We start from the raw sequence: 16,040 nt of genomic DNA, 5'->3' as shown, positions 1-16,040 counted from the left end.
GCCGACGGTTCGGTTTCTCTGCTTCGCTGTGGCGCGGTTTGCCTGCGGCCTGGGTGCTCAGACCAGGGCTCTGCGCGTAGCGCAGCCGAAGGCGATTACACGATGTCGGTCGCAGCAGGGACCACGGACAGTTTCGGGGCTCGTTCAATCAGCGCTCTAATCCTGCCGCGGACGCGCACCACGCGGCAGGCAGCCAGGCACTCTCTGAAGCCCATCCCCGTACAACACCCTCAGCACACTACGATCAATATTCGCCCGCTAGGGCAAGTAAACGCGCTTTTTGGTTACTTTTTGTCGCTCGGACAAAAAGTGACTCGCCGGCTACGCCGGCGAAACAGCAGCGCCTGCCAAGCACGACAACCCTACCATTACCCATTCCCCCGCAATCCAGCGAAGAACCACAAAAAAGGGGTGCCAGCAAGCGCTGGCACCCCTTCAGGGCTGATACGCGGGCAGCCGCTTACGAGGCGTCGGGCGGCATGGCCCCGACGATATTGAAGCCGGCATCGACATAAGTAATTTCACCGGTCACGCCACTGGCAAGGTCCGACAGCAGGAACGCCGCGACATTGCCGACTTCCTCGATGGTCACGTTGCGCCGCAGCGGGGCCGAAGCCTCGAAGGCGTTGAGCAGCTTGCCGAAGTCCTTGATGCCGGACGCGGCCAGCGTCTTGATCGGGCCCGCCGAAATGCCGTTGGCACGGATGCCGCGCGGACCGACCGAGGCCGCCAGGTAGCGCACGCTGGCTTCCAGGGCGGCCTTGGCCAGGCCCATGGTGTTGTAGTTGGGAACCACGCGCTCGGCGCCGAGATAGGTCAGCGTCAGCAGCGAGGCCTTGTCCGACAGCATCGGCAGCGCGGCCTTGGCCAGTGCCGGGAAGCTGTAGGCGGAGATGTCATGCGCGATGCGGAAGCCTTCGCGCGACAGGCCTTCCAGGAAGTCGCCGGCAATGGCTTCACGCGGGGCGAAGCCGATCGAGTGCACCAGGCCGTCGAGCTTTTCCCAGCGCTGGCCCAGGCCGGCGAAGGTTGCGGCGATCTGCTCGTCGCTGCCGACGTCGCATTCGAAGACCAGGTCGGTGCCGAATTCCTTGGCAAAGTCGCTGATCCGGTCCTTGAACCGTTCACCGACGTAGGTGAAGGCGAGTTCGGCGCCTTCGCGTTTGCAGGCCGATGCGATGCCATAGGCGATCGAACGGTTCGATAGCAAGCCGGTGATGAGGATCCGCTTACCTGCCAGAAATCCCATAAATTCTCCAAGGTGTTATATCGGGCACGCTGCCTGGGTCGGCCCCGCAGCCGCGGGCATGCCGCCGGTGTCCGACGGCCGCTTTATTGCGCCGTGTAGAGGGAATGTCCGGATGGCTGGAGCCTACCCGGACGCATGTAAAATTGTCTCACAACTTGGCCCGGCCGCAGAACGCCGGACCCCAGAGTCATATTGGAGGAATCCAGCGGGATGCCTATTCAAGCACGTTGGCCGCTTCAGGCGGCATGGCAGTGCTTCCGTCGAGACACGGTACTGCGGGTTGGGCTGGCGCTGGCGCTCGCTGCGGGAATTCCCGCAACGGCGAACGCGGAGCATGGCTTTGCCCTGCACGGGGACCTCAAGTACCCGGCCGATTTCAAGCATTTCGATTATGTCAATCCGGACGCTCCGGTCGGCGGCACGCTGACGCTTGCCAACCCCGACCGCCGCACGAGTTTCGACAAATTCAATCCGTTCACGCTGAAGGGCACCGCCGCCCCGGGACTGAATGCCCTGATGTTCGAGTCGCTGCTGATCAGCAGCGCCGACGAGACCGCCAGTTCATACGGCCTGCTGGCAGACGATGTCACGGTGGCGCCGGACGAGCTGTCGGTCGTCTTCCACATCCGTCCCGAGGCGCGCTTCTCCAACGGGGACCCGGTGCTGGCCTCGGACGTGAAGTATTCCTACGACATGCTGATGAGCAAGGCGTCCAGCCCGGGCTACCGCAGCATGTGCACGGACGTGAAGTCCGTGGTGGTCACGGGCGAGCGCAGCGTGCGCTTCGATTTCAAGCAGCGCAACCGCGAATTGCCGCTGATCGTCGGATCGCTGCCGGTGTTCTCGAAGAAGTGGACCCAGACCGTCCCGTTCGAGAAGCTGACCTTCGAGGAGCCAGTCACCAGCGGCCCGTACATCATCGATCGTTATGACGCTGGCCGCGGCATCATCTTCAAGCGTGACCCCAACTACTGGGGCAAGAAGCTGGCGGTGCGGCGCGGCACCTTCAACTTCGAGCGCGTGGTGTACCGGCTTTACAAGGACGAAACCGCCAAGCTCGAAGCCTTCAAGGCCGGCGAGTTCGACGCGATCGTCGAGTACCGGGCCAAGAACTGGGCCAAGAGCTACCAGGGCACCCGCTTCAGCAAGGGCGAACTGATCAAGACGGAGTTCCCGCACCGCAACGGCGCGGGCATGCAGGGCTTCGTCATGAACATGCGCAAGCCGATCTTCAAGGACGTGCGGGTCAGGCAGGCGCTGATCCTCGCGCTGGATTTCGAATGGCTCAACCGCCAGCTCTTCTACGGCGCCTACAAGCGGCTGGACAGCTGGTTCTCCAATAGCGAACTGGCGGCCAGCGCCACCTTTGACGGCAGGCCCGGGCCGGGCGAACTGAAGCTGCTGGAGCCGATGCAGGCAAAACTGCCGTCGGAGGTCTTTGGTCCCGATGTCGTGCAGCCAACCACCAATCCGCCGCGCTCGCTCCGGGACAATCTGCGCGAAGCGCGCCGCCTGCTGGCGCAGGCCGGCTGGACATACACGGATGACGCCCTGCGCAACGCCAAGGGCGAGCCGATGGTGTTCGAGTTCCTCGATGATGGCGGGGCCATGAGCCGGGTGATCACGACCTATGTCCGCAATCTCGAAAAGCTTGGCATCCAGGTGAACCAGCGCACCACCGACTACGCGCTGTACCAGAAGCGGCTAGAGGACTTCGACTTCGACATGGTGTCGATCCGTTTCCCCGATTCACAGAGCCCCGGCAACGAACTGCGCGACCGGTTCTCGAGCGAGGCGGCGGACACGCCGGGATCGGACAACCTGTTCGGATTGAAATCGCCACAGGTCGACCAGCTCGTGGACAATGTCCTGCACGCCAATACGCGTGAAGAACTCGTCACAGCCGGACGTGCCCTGGACCGGGTGCTGATGCATGGCTATTACATCGTGCCAAACTGGTACAGTGCGTCGCATCGGGTGGCTTACCGCAAGGAACTGGGTTTCCCCAGGGATCGGCTGCCTTACTACTACACGGCCGAAGGCTGGATTCTGAGCAACTGGTGGCGCACGGATACCGTCGCGCGTGCCGCGGCTCGCTGAGGAAAGGGGACAGCCGATGCTTGCCTACCTGTTCAAGCGCATCCTGCTGATGATCCCGACGCTGATCGGGGTCATCACGCTGACCTTCGTTGTCATCCAGTTCGTGCCGGGCGGGCCCGTCGAGCAGATGATGCTGGAACTCAAGGGGCGCGGCGGCGGCAGCGCCGAAGCCAGCGGCGGCGGTGCCGAGTACCGTGGCCGGCGCGGCGTGGATCCCGAGAAGATCAAGGAAATCCAGGCCCTGTATGGCTTCGACAAGCCGCCCATCGAGCGTTACTTCCTGATGCTCAAGCGCTTTGCGCGGTTTGACCTCGGCCAGAGCTACTTCCAGCACCGCAGCGTGTGGGAGCTGGTGAAATCCAAGCTGCCGGTTTCGGTGAGCATCGGGCTGTGGACCTTTTTCCTGACCTATCTGATATCGGTGCCGCTCGGCATTTCCAAGGCCATCCGCGCCGGCAGCCGGTTCGATGTGGTCACCAGCATGATCGTGCTGGTGGGCTACGCCATTCCGGGCTTCGTGCTTGGCGTGCTGCTGCTGGTGCTGTTCGGCGGCGGCACGTTCGTGCAGTGGTTCCCGCTGCGCGGACTGACCTCCGACAATTGGGACCAGCTTTCGCTGATGGGCAAGGTCACGGACTATCTGTGGCACCTGGTCCTGCCGATCACCGCATCGGTGGTGGGCAGCTTTGCCGTGGTGACCATGCTGACCAAGAACGCATTCCTGGACGAGATCCGCCGGCAGTACGTGCTGACTGCCCGGGCCAAGGGTCTGGCCGAGCGCCGCGTGCTCTGGAAGCACGTGTTCCGCAATGCGCTGATCCCGCTGGTCACCGGGTTCCCGGCCGCGTTCATCGGCGCGTTCTTCACCGGTTCGCTGCTGATCGAAACGCTGTTCTCGCTCGACGGGCTCGGCCTGCTGTCCTATGAGGCCGTGCTGCGGCGCGACTATCCGGTGGTGCTGGGGACGCTCTACCTGTTCACCCTGATCGGCCTGGTCACCCGGCTGATTTCCGACGTCTGCTACGTGCTGGTCGACCCCCGCATCCATTTCGAGGCCCTGCACCGATGAAATCACACTCGCAAGCGGTGCCGAACGGCTTGCCGCATTCGCCGTCTCCGCGCCAGCGGGCCTGGCAGCGTTTCCGGCGCAATCGCCTGGGCTACTGGAGCCTGATCCTGTTCGTCGCGATCTTTGTGCTGAGCCTGTGCGCGGAAGTCCTGTCGAGCAACCGCCCGCTGGTGGTGCGCTACAAGGGCGAGTGGTATTTCCCGATCGTCAAGGTCTATCCTGAAACTACGTTCGACGGCGATTTCGCCACACCGGCGGACTACCTGGATCCCTATATCCGCGACCGCATCACGTCGAATGGCAATCTGGCGGTGTTCCCGCTGAACCGCTATTCGTACGACTCGCTCAACTACTTCGCCAAGGAGCCCAACCCAGCGCCGCCGTCCGCCGACAACTGGCTGGGTACCGATGACCGTGGGCGCGACATCCTGGCGCGCCTGCTCTATGGCTTCCGCGTGTCGGTGCTGTTCGGGCTGGCGCTGACGCTGATCGGCGTGCTGATCGGCACCCTGACCGGTGCGCTGATGGGATTCTTCGGCGGGCGCTTCGACCTGTTCTCGCAGCGGGCCATCGAAATCTGGAGTTCCATGCCGGAGCTGTACCTGCTGATCATCTTCGCGTCGATCTTCGAGCCCAGCCTGGCGCTGCTGATCATCCTGCTGTCGCTGTTCGGCTGGATGGGGTTGTCGGACTACGTGCGCGCGGAGTTCTACCGCAACCGCTCGCTTGACTACGTCAAGGCGGCGCGGGCGCTGGGGCTGTCCAACGTGCAGATCATGTGGCGCCATATCCTGCCCAACAGCCTGACGCCGGTGATCACCTTCCTGCCGTTCCGCATGAGCGCGTCGATCCTGGCGCTGACCAGCCTGGACTTCCTCGGCCTGGGCGTGCCGCCCACCACGCCGAGCCTTGGCGAACTGCTGGCGCAGGGCAAGGGCAACCTGGACGCGTGGTGGATCTCGCTGTCGACCTTCGCCGTGCTGGTGGTGACCTTGCTGCTGCTGACCTTCATGGGCGACGCGCTGCGCGATGCGTTCGACACGCGGCTGGGCCTGGCCGCGCTGCGTGGCCGCGTGGCGCCCAAGGTGCCGGCCGGTGCGCCTGCGGGGGCAACGCCATGAACGTGGTGCCCAAGCTCCGCGAAGCGGAGGCCATGCCGGCCAGTCCGTCGCCATCCCCGTCGCCGGGCGGCACGCTGATCTGCGTGGACAAGCTCTCGGTCACGTTCGGCCATGGCGACGAGGCCACGCGGGCCGTGCGCGAGGTCAGCTTCGACCTGCGTGCCGGAGAGCGCTATGCGCTGGTGGGCGAGTCGGGGTCTGGCAAGACCGTTACCGCGCTGGCCATGCTGCGCCTGGTGGAGGATGCCCACTATCATGGCGCGATCCGCTTCGAGGGCCGCAACCTGCTCGACGTGTCGGACCGGGAGATGCGGGCCATCCGTGGCGCGGAGATCGCCATGATCTTCCAGGAGCCCATGACCGCGCTCAATCCGCTCTACACGATCGGCAACCAGATCGTCGAGACGCTGGCGCTGCATGAGGGGCTTGACCGGCGCGCGGCGCGCGAACGCGCCATTGCCCTGCTGGAGCGCACCGGTATCAGCGACGCCGCGCATCGCTTCGACAGTTTCCCGCACCAGCTTTCCGGCGGGCAACGCCAGCGGGCCATGATCGCCATGGCACTGGCCTGCCGCCCGAAGCTGCTGCTGGCCGACGAGCCGACCACGGCGCTGGATGTCACCATCCGGGCGCAGATCATGGACCTGCTGCGCGACCTGCAGACCGAATTCGGCATGGCGGTGATGCTGATCACCCATGACCTGAACCTGGTGCGCTCGTTTGCCCAGCGGGTCGGGGTGATGGAGAAGGGGGTGATGGTCGAGACGGGCGAGACCGCGCAGGTGTTCGCCTCGCCCCAGCATCCCTACACCCGCAAGCTGATCGACAGCCGCCCGCGCCGCGAGGTGCTGCCGCTGGTGCCGCTGGCGCCGACGCTGCTGGAGGCGCGCGGGCTTTGCGTCAACTACTCGCGCAAGCGCAAGGGCATGGCGGGCTGGTTCGGCAAGGACCAGTTCGCGGCGGTCAAGGACGTCGATTTCCAGCTGCGCGAGGGCGAGACCATCGGCATCGTCGGGGAATCGGGGTCGGGCAAGACCACGCTGGCCCATGCCGTGCTGGCGCTGCAGGGCAAGAGCGCGGGCACGATCCATTTTCTCGGGCGCAGCTTCGACGGCGCTACGCGCAAGGACCGCTGCGAGATGCGGTCGCGCATGCAGGTGGTATTCCAGGACCCGTTCGGCTCGCTGTCGCCGCGCATGACGATCGAGCAGATCGTCGGCGAGGGGCTGGGGCTGCATCAGCCGGGCCTGTCCCGCGACGCCACGCGCCAGCAGGTCATCGATGCGCTGCGCGAAGTCGGGCTCGACCGGACCGCGCTGGGCCGCTACCCGCATGAATTCTCGGGTGGGCAGCGCCAGCGCATCGCCATCGCCCGGGTACTGATCCTCAAGCCGCAGGTGCTGGTACTTGACGAGCCCACTTCGGCGCTCGATGTCTCGATCCAGCAGCAGGTGCTGGGGCTCCTCTCCCAGCTGCAGCACAAGTACAACCTTAGCTACCTGTTTATCAGCCACGACCTCGCGGTGATTCGTGCCATGGCGCACCGGGTCATCGTCATGAAGGCGGGAGAGGTGGTGGAGGCTGGCGAAACCGAGGCGGTTCTCGGCGCACCGCAACATCCGTATACGCGCAAGCTGATGGCTGCTGCCCAGATTGGTGCGGCCTGAGATCATTGCCATGCAGCAATCACACCGCCTTCGGGCGGTGTCATGCCTCTGTCATGCCCTGGTCATGCCGCTGTCATGCGGAAAACGACAATCCAGATGCGATAACTGAGCTAGGTCTTTGATTGGAAAGCACTTTCCGTCAAATTTGTAACGAACTTTGACAGAAGGGTGGCAAGCCTATACCATCCCGCGAGGACTATTTTTCGGGTGGCCGCTCGTCCGCTTTGGGACGGGCAATGCACGGTTTGTGTGCCTTTTTGACTGGCGCGGTTCTTGCGCCCGGTCATCCCCGCAATGATTCAGGCATCACCATCTACGCCGGCGTTATTCGTCCGGCGTGATGGCGATGATTCGAACGATTCATCAGGAGAACCAATGCAGCGATCGGTACTTCATTCCCTGGCACGCGTTGCCGCCGGGATTGCCATTGCCTGCGGTGCGACTGTGTCGAATGGAGTGCTGGCGGATACGGTTTTCAAGGACCCCGATGCCCGCATCGATGCTTCGGCCCAACTGGGCGCGGAGACGCATGTGGAAGGCAAGCGCGGCTTGCTGTCGTCGGTCGTGAATTCCACCAGCAACGTCGCCAGCAAGGCCGGCGACCTGGTCATGAACGCGCTTGGCCTGATTGGCGTGCGTTACCGCTTCGGCGGCAACAGCCCGGAATCCGGCCTGGACTGCAGCGGCTTTGTCCGCTACGTGTTCCATGACACCTTCGGCTTCATGCTGCCGCGCCGTTCTGTCGAGATCAGCCAGGTTGGCACCAATGTGGCCGTCAATGACCTGCGCCCGGGTGATCTGGTGTTCTTCAACACCATGCGCCAGACCTTCTCGCACGTGGGCATCTATATCGGCGACAACAAGTTCGTCCACGCGCCGTCCACGGGCAGCAAGATCCGCGTCGACGACATGCGCGCCGCCTACTGGGTGACGCGCTACAACGGCGCCCGCCGTATCGAGGACGGCCAGTCTTCGAATCGCGGCGACGGCCTTGGGAACATGGTCGAGACGCTCAAGCGATTCGACCCGAACGCCAGCACGCGCACGCTGTACGGCGGCTGAAACATGCCTGCCGGGCAATAAGAAAAGGACTGCCTCGGCAGTCCTTTTTTTGCTTGTCGGGGTTTGCCGGCTATTGAGCCGCCACGGTGCCTGCCGGCCGCAAGCGGGCTTGCTCCAGCCGCTGGCGCAACGTGGCCATCATCGCGACAGCGGCCTGTTCGCCGGCCAGCACCGCGCGGTTGCGCGCATTGAAGTCGCTGCCGCCCATGTCGGGCAGTTCGGGGCGGATCACCACGTCCGCGCGTGCCAGGGCCATCTTGTTGATCGACTGGCCCATGATCGTAGTCGTCTGGAGGAGTACGCCGCTCTGGCCGCTATTTTTCTGGCTGGACGGGTCCGCAGAGATATTGACGGCGATGACGAAGTCCGCGCCCATGCTGCGCGCCGAATCCACGGGTACTGGCTCGACCAGTCCGCCGTCCACATAATCCCGCCCCTGGATGGAGACCGGCTGGAACACGCCCGGCACGCTGCTGGACGCCCGCACGGCCTGTCCGGTATTGCCGCGCCGGAACAGGACGCGCTCACCGGTCTTGAGGTCGGTGGCGACGATGCCAAGCGGTAGTTTCATGGCCTCGATCGGGCGGTTCGATACCAGGCGGTTCACATAGTTCTGCAGCGCCTCGCCCTTGAGCCACCCGCCAAAACGGGTGCCGAAGGGCAGGGCCCAGTCGGCGATGGCTGCCTCGTCCATGCTCAGGGCGAGCTTGTTGAGTTCGAAGCCACTCATGCCGGTGGCATAGAGCGCGGCGACCACCGCGCCGGCGCTGGTGCCGGTAACCAGGTCAGGGTGGATGCCCTGGGCTTCGAGCGCCTTGATCACGCCGATGTGGGCGAAGCCGCGCGCGGCGCCGCCGCCGAGCGCCAGGCCGATCTTGACCGGGCGCGTTGCCGGCTGCGTGGCCACCGGGTTTGCCGGAGTCTGCGGTGTGGATGGGCGCGGGCCAAACGAGCAGGCCGAAAGCAGGGCGGCTGCCGAGGCGCCGAGGAAATGACGTCGTTGCATGAATCAGGTTGCAGAGGCAGGCGGTGGCCGGAATGTGACTTGGGCGGCGCGGCAACGGTACTTTTCCCGTGCCGACCGTTCCTGTGACCCGGCGAAGCATAAATGATTCCGTTCGGGCGGGCTGGCGATGCCGGGTCGAGGGGAGCCGGCGGGCAGGGCGGCCGGCCGCGCTTGCTATAATGCAGCACCGACATATTCCAGCCTGCGCGCGTCCGCGCGGGCTTTTTTGTTTGTTCCCGACCGCCATGACCCAACGCGTCCGCACCCGCTTTGCGCCGAGCCCGACCGGCTTCATCCACCTCGGCAATATCCGATCCGCGCTTTATCCGTGGGCGTTTGCCCGCCGCATGAAGGGCGATTTCGTGCTGCGCATCGAAGATACCGATGTCGAGCGTTCTTCGCAGGAAGCCGTCGACGTGATCCTGGAAGGCATGGCGTGGCTTGGCCTGGATATCGACGAAGGCCCGTTCTACCAGATGCAGCGCATGGACCGCTACCGCGAGGTCCTGGCCCAGATGGTCGACACCGGGCTGGCCTACCCGTGCTACATGAGCACGGAAGAACTGGACGCCTTGCGTGAGGCCCAGCGCGAGCGTGGCGAGAAGCCGCGCTACAACGGCTTCTGGCGCCCGGAACCGGGCAAGGTCCTGCCGCCACCGCCGGCGGGCGTAAAGCCTGTGCTGCGTTTTCGCAATCCGCTCGATGGCAGCGTCGTGTGGGACGACGCGGTGAAGGGGCGCATCGAGATCTCCAACGAAGAGCTGGACGATCTCGTCATTGCGCGCCCGGACGGCACGCCGACCTACAACTTCTGCGTGGTGGTGGACGACCTCGACATGAAGATCACGCACGTGATCCGTGGCGACGATCATGTCAACAATACGCCGCGGCAGATCAATATCATCCGCGCGCTCGGCGGCACGCAGCCGGTCTACGCCCACCTGCCGACGGTGCTCAACGAGAGCGGCGAGAAGATGAGCAAGCGCCATGGCGCCATGAGCGTCACCGGCTATCGCGACGAAGGCTATCTGCCCGAGGCGGTGGTGAACTACCTGGCCCGTCTGGGCTGGGCACATGGCGACGCGGAGATCTTCAGCCGCGAGCAGTTCGTCGAGTGGTTTGACCTCGAGCACCTGGGCAAGTCGCCGGCGCAGTACAACCCGGAAAAGCTCGCCTGGCTGAACAATCACTACATCAAGGTCGGCGACAACGCGCGCCTGGCTGAACTGACCCGTCCGTTTATCGAGGCGCTCGGCGGCAAGGTCGAGGGCGCGGACCTGGCCGGGGTGATTGCCCTGGTCAAGGACCGGGCCAACACGCTCAAGGAAGTCGCGCAGACGGCGCTGCTTTTCTATCGTGGCGAGCCGCAAGCGGATGCCGCACTGAAGGCCGAGCACCTGACGCCTGAAATCCAGCCGGCGCTGAAGGCACTGGTGGCCCAGTTGGGTGCACTGCCCGAATGGAAGCGGGAAGCCATCAGCGCCACATTCAAGGCGGTGCTGGCGGAGTTCGGTCTGAAGATGCCCAAGCTCGCCATGCCGGTGCGCCTGCTGGTTGCCGGCCAGCTCCAGACGCCCAGCATTGACGCTGTGCTGGAGCTGTTTGGCCGCGAGACCGTGCTGCGCCGGCTTGCCGCTGGCCTGAGCGCGTAAAAAAAGTTGCGAAAATTCCTGGCGGGGACTTGCGCTCCTGTCAGGACTTCGCCATAATCTCGTTCTCCCTGCAGCGCGGTCAGTAAGCAAGACAAGCGGGCAATCTGGAAAGAATCTTGTGGCCGTCAGGCAAAAATCTGCGAAAGCAGGGCAGGACGAAAAACAGATTGGGGGCTTGCAAAAAATCGAGGTTGATATATAATCTCGGCTTCGCTTGAAACGGTGAATTAACCGGAGCGGCGAATAAGCAGGCAGTAGTAAATGGTAGTGCCAAGGGGCTATAGCTCAGCTGGGAGAGCGCTTGCATGGCATGCAAGAGGTCAGCGGTTCGATCCCGCTTAGCTCCACCAAAATACCGGGATTATCCGCGGTTCGGGATGGTTCCAGACGGAACGTGTTGAAAGACAAGTTTCTGTCCCCTTCGTCTAGAGGCCTAGGACATCACCCTTTCACGGTGAGTACAGGGGTTCGAATCCCCTAGGGGACGCCATAACATCGGGCGTAATCAAATGCCTGAATTGCCGCGTCGAACGAAGTTCGAGGTGGCAGCCGACTAAGGAGTGGTAGTTCAGTCGGTTAGAATACCGGCCTGTCACGCCGGGGGTCGCGGGTTCGAGTCCCGTCCACTCCGCCAAAACTAAACCCACATGGTTAATCCCATGTGGGTTTTTTCTTATAAGTGAGAGGATTATCTGATAATCGCCGCGGCAGAAAATAAATGTTGCGGTTTATATCAAGGCTGTATATAATCCTTTTATTCGCTGAGGCGGTGCAGTAATGCTGATGCGGAGAATAAGCAGTATTGTTGTAAATACCGTAATACGGGGCTATAGCTCAGCTGGGAGAGCGCTTGCATGGCATGCAAGAGGTCAGCGGTTCGATCCCGCTTAGCTCCACCAGAATTCAGGATGCATCGTAGTTAAAAGATGCTTCCAAAGCGAAGAAAAGTCTGTTAGAATGCTGGACTTCTCAACGCGAGACGGAACGTGTTGAAAGACAAGTTTCTGTCCCCTTCGTCTAGAGGCCTAGGACATCACCCTTTCACGGTGAGTACAGGGGTTCGAATCCCCTAGGGGACGCCATAACATCGGGCGTAATCAAATGCCTGAATTGCCGCGTCGAACGAAGTTCGAGGTGGCAGCCGACTAAGGAGTGGTAGTTCAGTCGGTTAGAATACCGGCCTGTCACGCCGGGGGTCGCGGGTTCGAGTCCCGTCCACTCCGCCAAAACTAAACCCGCATGGTTAATCCCATGTGGGTTTTTTCTTTTGCGCTTGAGATTAGTCGTCAATGCCCACGCGCAGCGCTGATACGGGTGAAATAGCGCACCAGCAGGAATCCGGCGACGGCCAGGCTCGCGCTATTGGCGATCCAGAAACCGGCGGCGCCGCGCGTGAACGCGGGCAGCCCCCCGATCAGGCCAAAGCCCAGCACATAGCCGCCGCCAATGCCAATCCCCCACAGTGAACCGGCGTAGATCAGCGTCGGGATCAACGCGATCTTGTAGGCGCGCAGGATAAACGCGGTCATGACCTGGATGGCATCAAAGGCCTGGTAGAAGGCGATGAACAGTACCAGTGGCAACGCGGCGGCCACGACGTTGGCATCTTTGGTGTAAGCGTGCAGCACGGGCTCCCGCAGCAGCCATAGCAGACAGCCGGTCAGCATGGCAAGGGAGGCTGCCAGGCAGATACCGCGCCATGCGAGCCGGCTGGCGCCATCCATGTCGCGCGCGCCGATCGACTGTGCCACGAGTGTCGACGTGGCAATGGCCAGCGATAGCGGCAGCATATAGGCCACGGCACCGAGGTTGGCAATGATCTGGTGCCCGGCAAGGGTGACCGTGCCCATGCGCGTGATGAAGATCGACATCAGTGTGAAGGACGTGATCTCGATCAGGTAGGTGAGCCCCATCGGCACGCCTAGCCGGAGCATTGCGCGCAACTGTGCCGGTACAGGCCAGCTCCAGGCGGAAAAAATCTTCAGGGGTTGATAGACCGCGCTATGGCGAAGGATCAGCAGGCCGGCAATGCACCAGCCCCAGCTGATCAGCGTCGACGCCAGCGCGCATCCCGGTCCGCCCATGGCGGCCATGCCAAGGCCTCCGTTGATGAACCAGGTGTTGAGCGGCACCTTCAGTGCCAGGCCGACGATCTGCAGCACCGTCACCATGACCGGGCGCGATAGCGCGTTATTGAGCGCGGAATAGATGCGAAAGCCAAGCGCCGCGGGCAGGCCGAATGCGCCGATATGCAAATACTGGCTGGCCTTGTCGACCAGTTCCGGCGGCGCCTTGGCAAAGGCGAGCAGCGGTTCCGGAAACATGAGAAGGAGCACGCCGGGAACGGACAACGCCAGTCCGAGCCAGGCGGCTTGCCTGACCTCGCTGCCGATCTGTTCGCTGCGGCCCGCGCCGTAGAGTTGCCCCGCGATCGGCGCAAGGGCCTGCAGCACGCCCATCAGGCTGATGTAGATCGTCACATAGATCGAACCGCCGAGCCCGACCGCGGCAAGGTCGCTCGCGGAGGCGCGCCCGGCCATGATCGTGTCCATGACGCCAAACGTGATGACGGCGAGCTGGCCGACCAGGACCGGCGCGGCAAGATGGGCGATACGCCGCAGATCGTGAAGCAGGTTCATGCCGTTTTTCGCGCAGGCGCTTCGATGCGCCCGAGAGTCAGCCGGCAGCGGCGGCGCGGCCGCCAGCCATGCCGCCGGCGGGAGGATTGAGGGTTACTGGGGCAGGCGGTGCCGAGGCAGTTCGGGCCGTGCGTGCGTGGCGCGCGAGGTATCGACCAGGCGATACATGCGGAAGCGCTCGTCACGGTCGGCGGGCCGGCGGCCTTCCCAGATCAGACGCCATTCGAAATGCGAGATCTTGCTGGGTTCGCCGTAGTCGGCGCTGTCGTGCCGCAGCAGGATGTCGCAATCGTCTTCCGGGCCGCCGAAGCGGAAATGGCCAAAGTAGGCGAATGATGCAAGCTGGGCATTGCCCATGCGAATCGGTTGCACGCACTGGTACGTGGGCGGCAGCGCCATGGCGGCGGCCTCGACGACGTCGCGGTAGGTCTTGCCGTAGTTGATCGACGGCAGCCACAGCGTCATGGCTATGACCCACATCAGCGTGGTGCCGGCGGCGGAGATCACTACCGGGCGCCAGATCTGCTTGGGCGCCCGCGACAGCCGCCAGCGTACGACCAGCACCCAGGCCACTGTGACCAGCAAGGCGAAGATGACCGAGGAAAGCTTGAAGTGGTGCTGGAAGCCGGGCAATTGCCGGAAGACGTTGCTCGCGATGCGCGGCGGCCATCCCGTGGTCTTGGCGACCCACAGGAACCACACCGTGCCGCCGAAAATGGTGAAGAACAGCAGCGCGAACCAGTCGATTGCGTTGATCACGCCGCGCGCGAGCGTAGGCAGTGCGAACGCGCCGAGCATCGCCATCGGCGGCAGCAGCAGGATGAACTGCGCATCACTGGCATTGGTCTGCAGGAACAGCAGCACCAGTGTCGGCAGCAGCAGCGCCAGCGGCAGCGCGACATGCGGGGCGCGGCGCATGCCGGCCCACGCTACCAAGGCCCAGGCCGCGATTGGCCAGACCGGCCATGCGTACAGGAACAGGTTGCGCATATTGAAGCCGAACGTCTGCATGTTCGGCGCGCCGTAGCTGCGACGGTCATAGCGGGCCCACTCGCGGATGAACGTCACGGCCTCGCTCCGGTCCGGGGTGCCGAAATACGCGGCGGCGAGCCATGCCGCGACAATCAGCAGGGCCAGCGGCACGCCGATAGCCGCCAGACGCCGCCAGGGTAGCGGGGCGCAGACGGCTGCGCAGATCACCGCGGCAACCAGCAAGGCAAGGGGCAGGATCGGCCCGCTCGCCAGGGTCAGCGCGCCCAGGCCGAGCCCGAACACCAGGCTGCCATGTATGGGCTTGTCGAGGCTACGCACCAGTCCGTAAAGGATCATGGCAATCAGCGCGACCTGGCCGACCTGCGCGGTCGTCTCATGGCCGCGGACCGCCAGCCCCACGCAGGCCAGGAACACCAGCAGGGCGCCGTCAGCCAGCGTGCGGCCATAGTCGCGCGCGCTGGGCTGGCCGCCAAAGGCATAGGCGAACGGCTGGACCTCGTCTCGGCGCCCGAGCAGGTAGGTGGTGTACCAGATAAAAGCGCAGGTACCGAAGAAGCACAGCGCCGTAGCCAGGCGCGACGCATCGGGAACGCCAAGCCAATTGCCGAACAGGCGAATCATGGCCGCGCCGATCCAGAAGACCAGCGGACCATCGTCGGTGAACGGGCGCCCGGCGATGTTGGGCATCAGCCAGTCATGCGCGCCGCCCGTCGCCAGTTGCCACATCACGCCGAAACCGGCCGCATCCTCGTTCTTCCAGGGGTCGCGGTGGAACAGGCCGGTCAGCCCGTAGATGATGCAGATCGCCAGCAGCAGGGCGCGCGGCAACGCGCCCGTTGCGGCGGCGGTCAACTGAACGGGAGAAGTCTTGGCTTCACGCATCGGCGGATCGGGTCGGCAGCGCGGGACGGGCCCGGCAGCGGCAAGCGAGTGACGGCGCCAGGGCCGGAACGGTGGGAGGGCGCAAATGCAAAGAGGCAGCCGCTGCTGCCTCTTTGCGGGTCTGCATGGCACCGGAACATCTGTCCGCTGGCGCCACGCAAACGGGTGTTCGCAGGAGCGATTACTTCGCAGCCTTGCCCAGCTTGCTGCCGAACTTCTGGCGGAACTTTTCGACGCGGCCGGCGGTGTCCATGATCTTCTGGGTGCCGGTGTAGAACGGGTGCGATTCCGACGAGACTTCGATCTTGGCCAGCGGGTATTCCTTGCCGTCCTTCACGATCGTGTCCTTGGTCTGGATGGTCGAACGCGTGATGAAGCTGAAGTCGCTCGACATGTCCTGGAACACGACTTCGCGGTAATTCGGGTGGATGCCTTCTTTCATGGTGATTCCTTTCTGGTTGGGTAGCCAGTCCGTTGCGCGCTGCCGGCACACTGCCGAGGCGCGAGACGAACCACTTGCCGATTACGGGCAAACCAGGATTATGGCAGAAAAACAATGGCTTGGGGAAGCGCGGCCGCAATTCGCATCGAACCGGCCAG

At 63.7% G+C, this 16,040-nt stretch carries 11 protein-coding genes and 6 tRNA genes; 12 read left to right on the top strand and 5 right to left on the bottom strand.

From position 1 onward, the window contains the following. Positions 1-460: 460 nt before the first annotated feature. The gene (gene fabI, locus AC3FNH_RS03565; protein ID WP_276100060.1) at positions 461-1,249 is read right to left on the bottom strand and encodes an enoyl-ACP reductase FabI; all 789 of its coding nucleotides are present in this window, start codon (positions 1,247-1,249) and stop codon (positions 461-463) included. 210 nt (positions 1,250-1,459) lie between these two features. On the opposite strand from fabI, the gene AC3FNH_RS03560 reads away from it, so the two are divergent. The 5 genes from AC3FNH_RS03560 (at position 1,460) to AC3FNH_RS03540 (ending at position 8,268) form a co-directional block, all read left to right on the top strand. After that, a complete protein-coding gene (locus AC3FNH_RS03560) occupies positions 1,460-3,349 on the top strand; it encodes an extracellular solute-binding protein (protein WP_488719084.1) in 1,890 nt (629 codons plus the stop codon). Positions 3,350-3,365: 16 nt separating this feature from the next. Continuing rightward, positions 3,366-4,418, top strand: a complete 1,053-nt coding sequence (locus AC3FNH_RS03555) for a microcin C ABC transporter permease YejB (RefSeq protein WP_276100062.1) — start codon at positions 3,366-3,368, stop codon at positions 4,416-4,418. Beyond that, positions 4,415-5,539: an ABC transporter permease gene (locus AC3FNH_RS03550; protein ID WP_276100063.1), complete on the top strand. Its 1,125-nt coding sequence runs from the start codon at positions 4,415-4,417 to the stop codon at positions 5,537-5,539. Before AC3FNH_RS03555 ends, AC3FNH_RS03550 begins: the two co-directional genes overlap by 4 nt. Next, positions 5,536-7,206, top strand: a complete 1,671-nt coding sequence (locus AC3FNH_RS03545; RefSeq protein ID WP_488719083.1) for an ABC transporter ATP-binding protein — start codon at positions 5,536-5,538, stop codon at positions 7,204-7,206. The genes AC3FNH_RS03550 and AC3FNH_RS03545 overlap by 4 nt, the downstream gene beginning before the upstream one ends. A 375-nt stretch (positions 7,207-7,581) precedes the next feature. Beyond that, complete coding sequence (locus tag AC3FNH_RS03540) at positions 7,582-8,268, top strand: C40 family peptidase (protein WP_488719082.1); 687 nt, start codon at positions 7,582-7,584, stop codon at positions 8,266-8,268. Between the two features lie 70 nt (positions 8,269-8,338). Here the strand turns inward: AC3FNH_RS03540 and AC3FNH_RS03535 are convergent, their stop codons facing one another. Next, a complete protein-coding gene (locus AC3FNH_RS03535; protein WP_488719081.1) occupies positions 8,339-9,274 on the bottom strand; it encodes a patatin-like phospholipase family protein in 936 nt (311 codons plus the stop codon). Between the two features lie 245 nt (positions 9,275-9,519). Here AC3FNH_RS03535 and gltX point away from each other — a divergent pair, with 245 nt between their 5' ends. The 7 genes from gltX (at position 9,520) to AC3FNH_RS03500 (ending at position 12,152) form a co-directional block, all read left to right on the top strand. Beyond that, positions 9,520-10,926 carry a glutamate--tRNA ligase gene (gene gltX, locus AC3FNH_RS03530; RefSeq protein WP_488719080.1) on the top strand — a complete coding sequence of 469 codons (1,407 nt, stop codon included), beginning with the start codon at positions 9,520-9,522 and terminating at the stop codon, positions 10,924-10,926. Positions 10,927-11,200: 274 nt separating this feature from the next. Further along, a tRNA-Ala gene (locus AC3FNH_RS03525) sits at positions 11,201-11,276 on the top strand. Positions 11,277-11,340: 64 nt separating this feature from the next. Further along, positions 11,341-11,416 (top strand) — tRNA-Glu (locus tag AC3FNH_RS03520). 67 nt (positions 11,417-11,483) lie between these two features. Then, positions 11,484-11,560 (top strand) — tRNA-Asp (locus tag AC3FNH_RS03515). Positions 11,561-11,749: 189 nt separating this feature from the next. Then, a tRNA-Ala gene (locus tag AC3FNH_RS03510) sits at positions 11,750-11,825 on the top strand. Positions 11,826-11,932: 107 nt separating this feature from the next. Next, positions 11,933-12,008: transfer RNA gene (locus tag AC3FNH_RS03505), tRNA-Glu, on the top strand. Between the two features lie 67 nt (positions 12,009-12,075). Continuing rightward, a tRNA-Asp gene (locus tag AC3FNH_RS03500) sits at positions 12,076-12,152 on the top strand. Between the two features lie 60 nt (positions 12,153-12,212). Here the strand turns inward: AC3FNH_RS03500 and AC3FNH_RS03495 are convergent. The 3 genes from AC3FNH_RS03495 to AC3FNH_RS03485 all read right to left on the bottom strand — a co-directional run bounded on the left by AC3FNH_RS03495 (position 12,213) and on the right by AC3FNH_RS03485 (position 15,882). Further along, positions 12,213-13,565, bottom strand: a complete 1,353-nt coding sequence (locus AC3FNH_RS03495; RefSeq protein ID WP_488719079.1) for an MATE family efflux transporter — start codon at positions 13,563-13,565, stop codon at positions 12,213-12,215. Between the two features lie 93 nt (positions 13,566-13,658). After that, on the bottom strand, positions 13,659-15,440 hold the full coding sequence (locus tag AC3FNH_RS03490) for an ArnT family glycosyltransferase (protein ID WP_488719078.1): 1,782 nt from the start codon (positions 15,438-15,440) through the stop codon (positions 13,659-13,661). Positions 15,441-15,621: 181 nt separating this feature from the next. Beyond that, on the bottom strand, positions 15,622-15,882 hold the full coding sequence (locus tag AC3FNH_RS03485) for a type B 50S ribosomal protein L31 (RefSeq protein ID WP_276100069.1): 261 nt from the start codon (positions 15,880-15,882) through the stop codon (positions 15,622-15,624). Positions 15,883-16,040 lie beyond the last annotated feature (158 nt).

The sequence above is a fragment of the Cupriavidus sp. 22TCCZM01-5 genome (assembly GCF_057798915.1).
The sequence above is the reverse complement of the archived record's forward strand: the minus strand, read 5'-3'. Positions and strand labels throughout refer to the sequence as shown.

Bases quoted from the DNA above. Each gene is read 5' to 3' on its own strand.
- AC3FNH_RS03545 (WP_488719083.1), top strand. From the start codon at position 5,536: ATGAACGTGGTGCCCAAGCTCCGCGAAGCGGAGGCCATGCCGGCCAGT.
- AC3FNH_RS03535 (WP_488719081.1), bottom strand. From the start codon at position 9,274: ATGCAACGACGTCATTTCCTCGGCGCCTCGGCAGCCGCCCTGCTTTCG.
- AC3FNH_RS03485 (WP_276100069.1), bottom strand. From the start codon at position 15,882: ATGAAAGAAGGCATCCACCCGAATTACCGCGAAGTCGTGTTCCAGGAC.
- fabI (WP_276100060.1), bottom strand. From the start codon at position 1,249: ATGGGATTTCTGGCAGGTAAGCGGATCCTCATCACCGGCTTGCTATCG.
- AC3FNH_RS03555 (WP_276100062.1), top strand. From the start codon at position 3,366: ATGCTTGCCTACCTGTTCAAGCGCATCCTGCTGATGATCCCGACGCTG.
- AC3FNH_RS03490 (WP_488719078.1), bottom strand. From the start codon at position 15,440: ATGCGTGAAGCCAAGACTTCTCCCGTTCAGTTGACCGCCGCCGCAACG.
- gltX (WP_488719080.1), top strand. From the start codon at position 9,520: ATGACCCAACGCGTCCGCACCCGCTTTGCGCCGAGCCCGACCGGCTTC.
- AC3FNH_RS03550 (WP_276100063.1), top strand. From the start codon at position 4,415: ATGAAATCACACTCGCAAGCGGTGCCGAACGGCTTGCCGCATTCGCCG.
- AC3FNH_RS03560 (WP_488719084.1), top strand. From the start codon at position 1,460: ATGCCTATTCAAGCACGTTGGCCGCTTCAGGCGGCATGGCAGTGCTTC.
- AC3FNH_RS03495 (WP_488719079.1), bottom strand. From the start codon at position 13,565: ATGAACCTGCTTCACGATCTGCGGCGTATCGCCCATCTTGCCGCGCCG.
- AC3FNH_RS03540 (WP_488719082.1), top strand. From the start codon at position 7,582: ATGCAGCGATCGGTACTTCATTCCCTGGCACGCGTTGCCGCCGGGATT.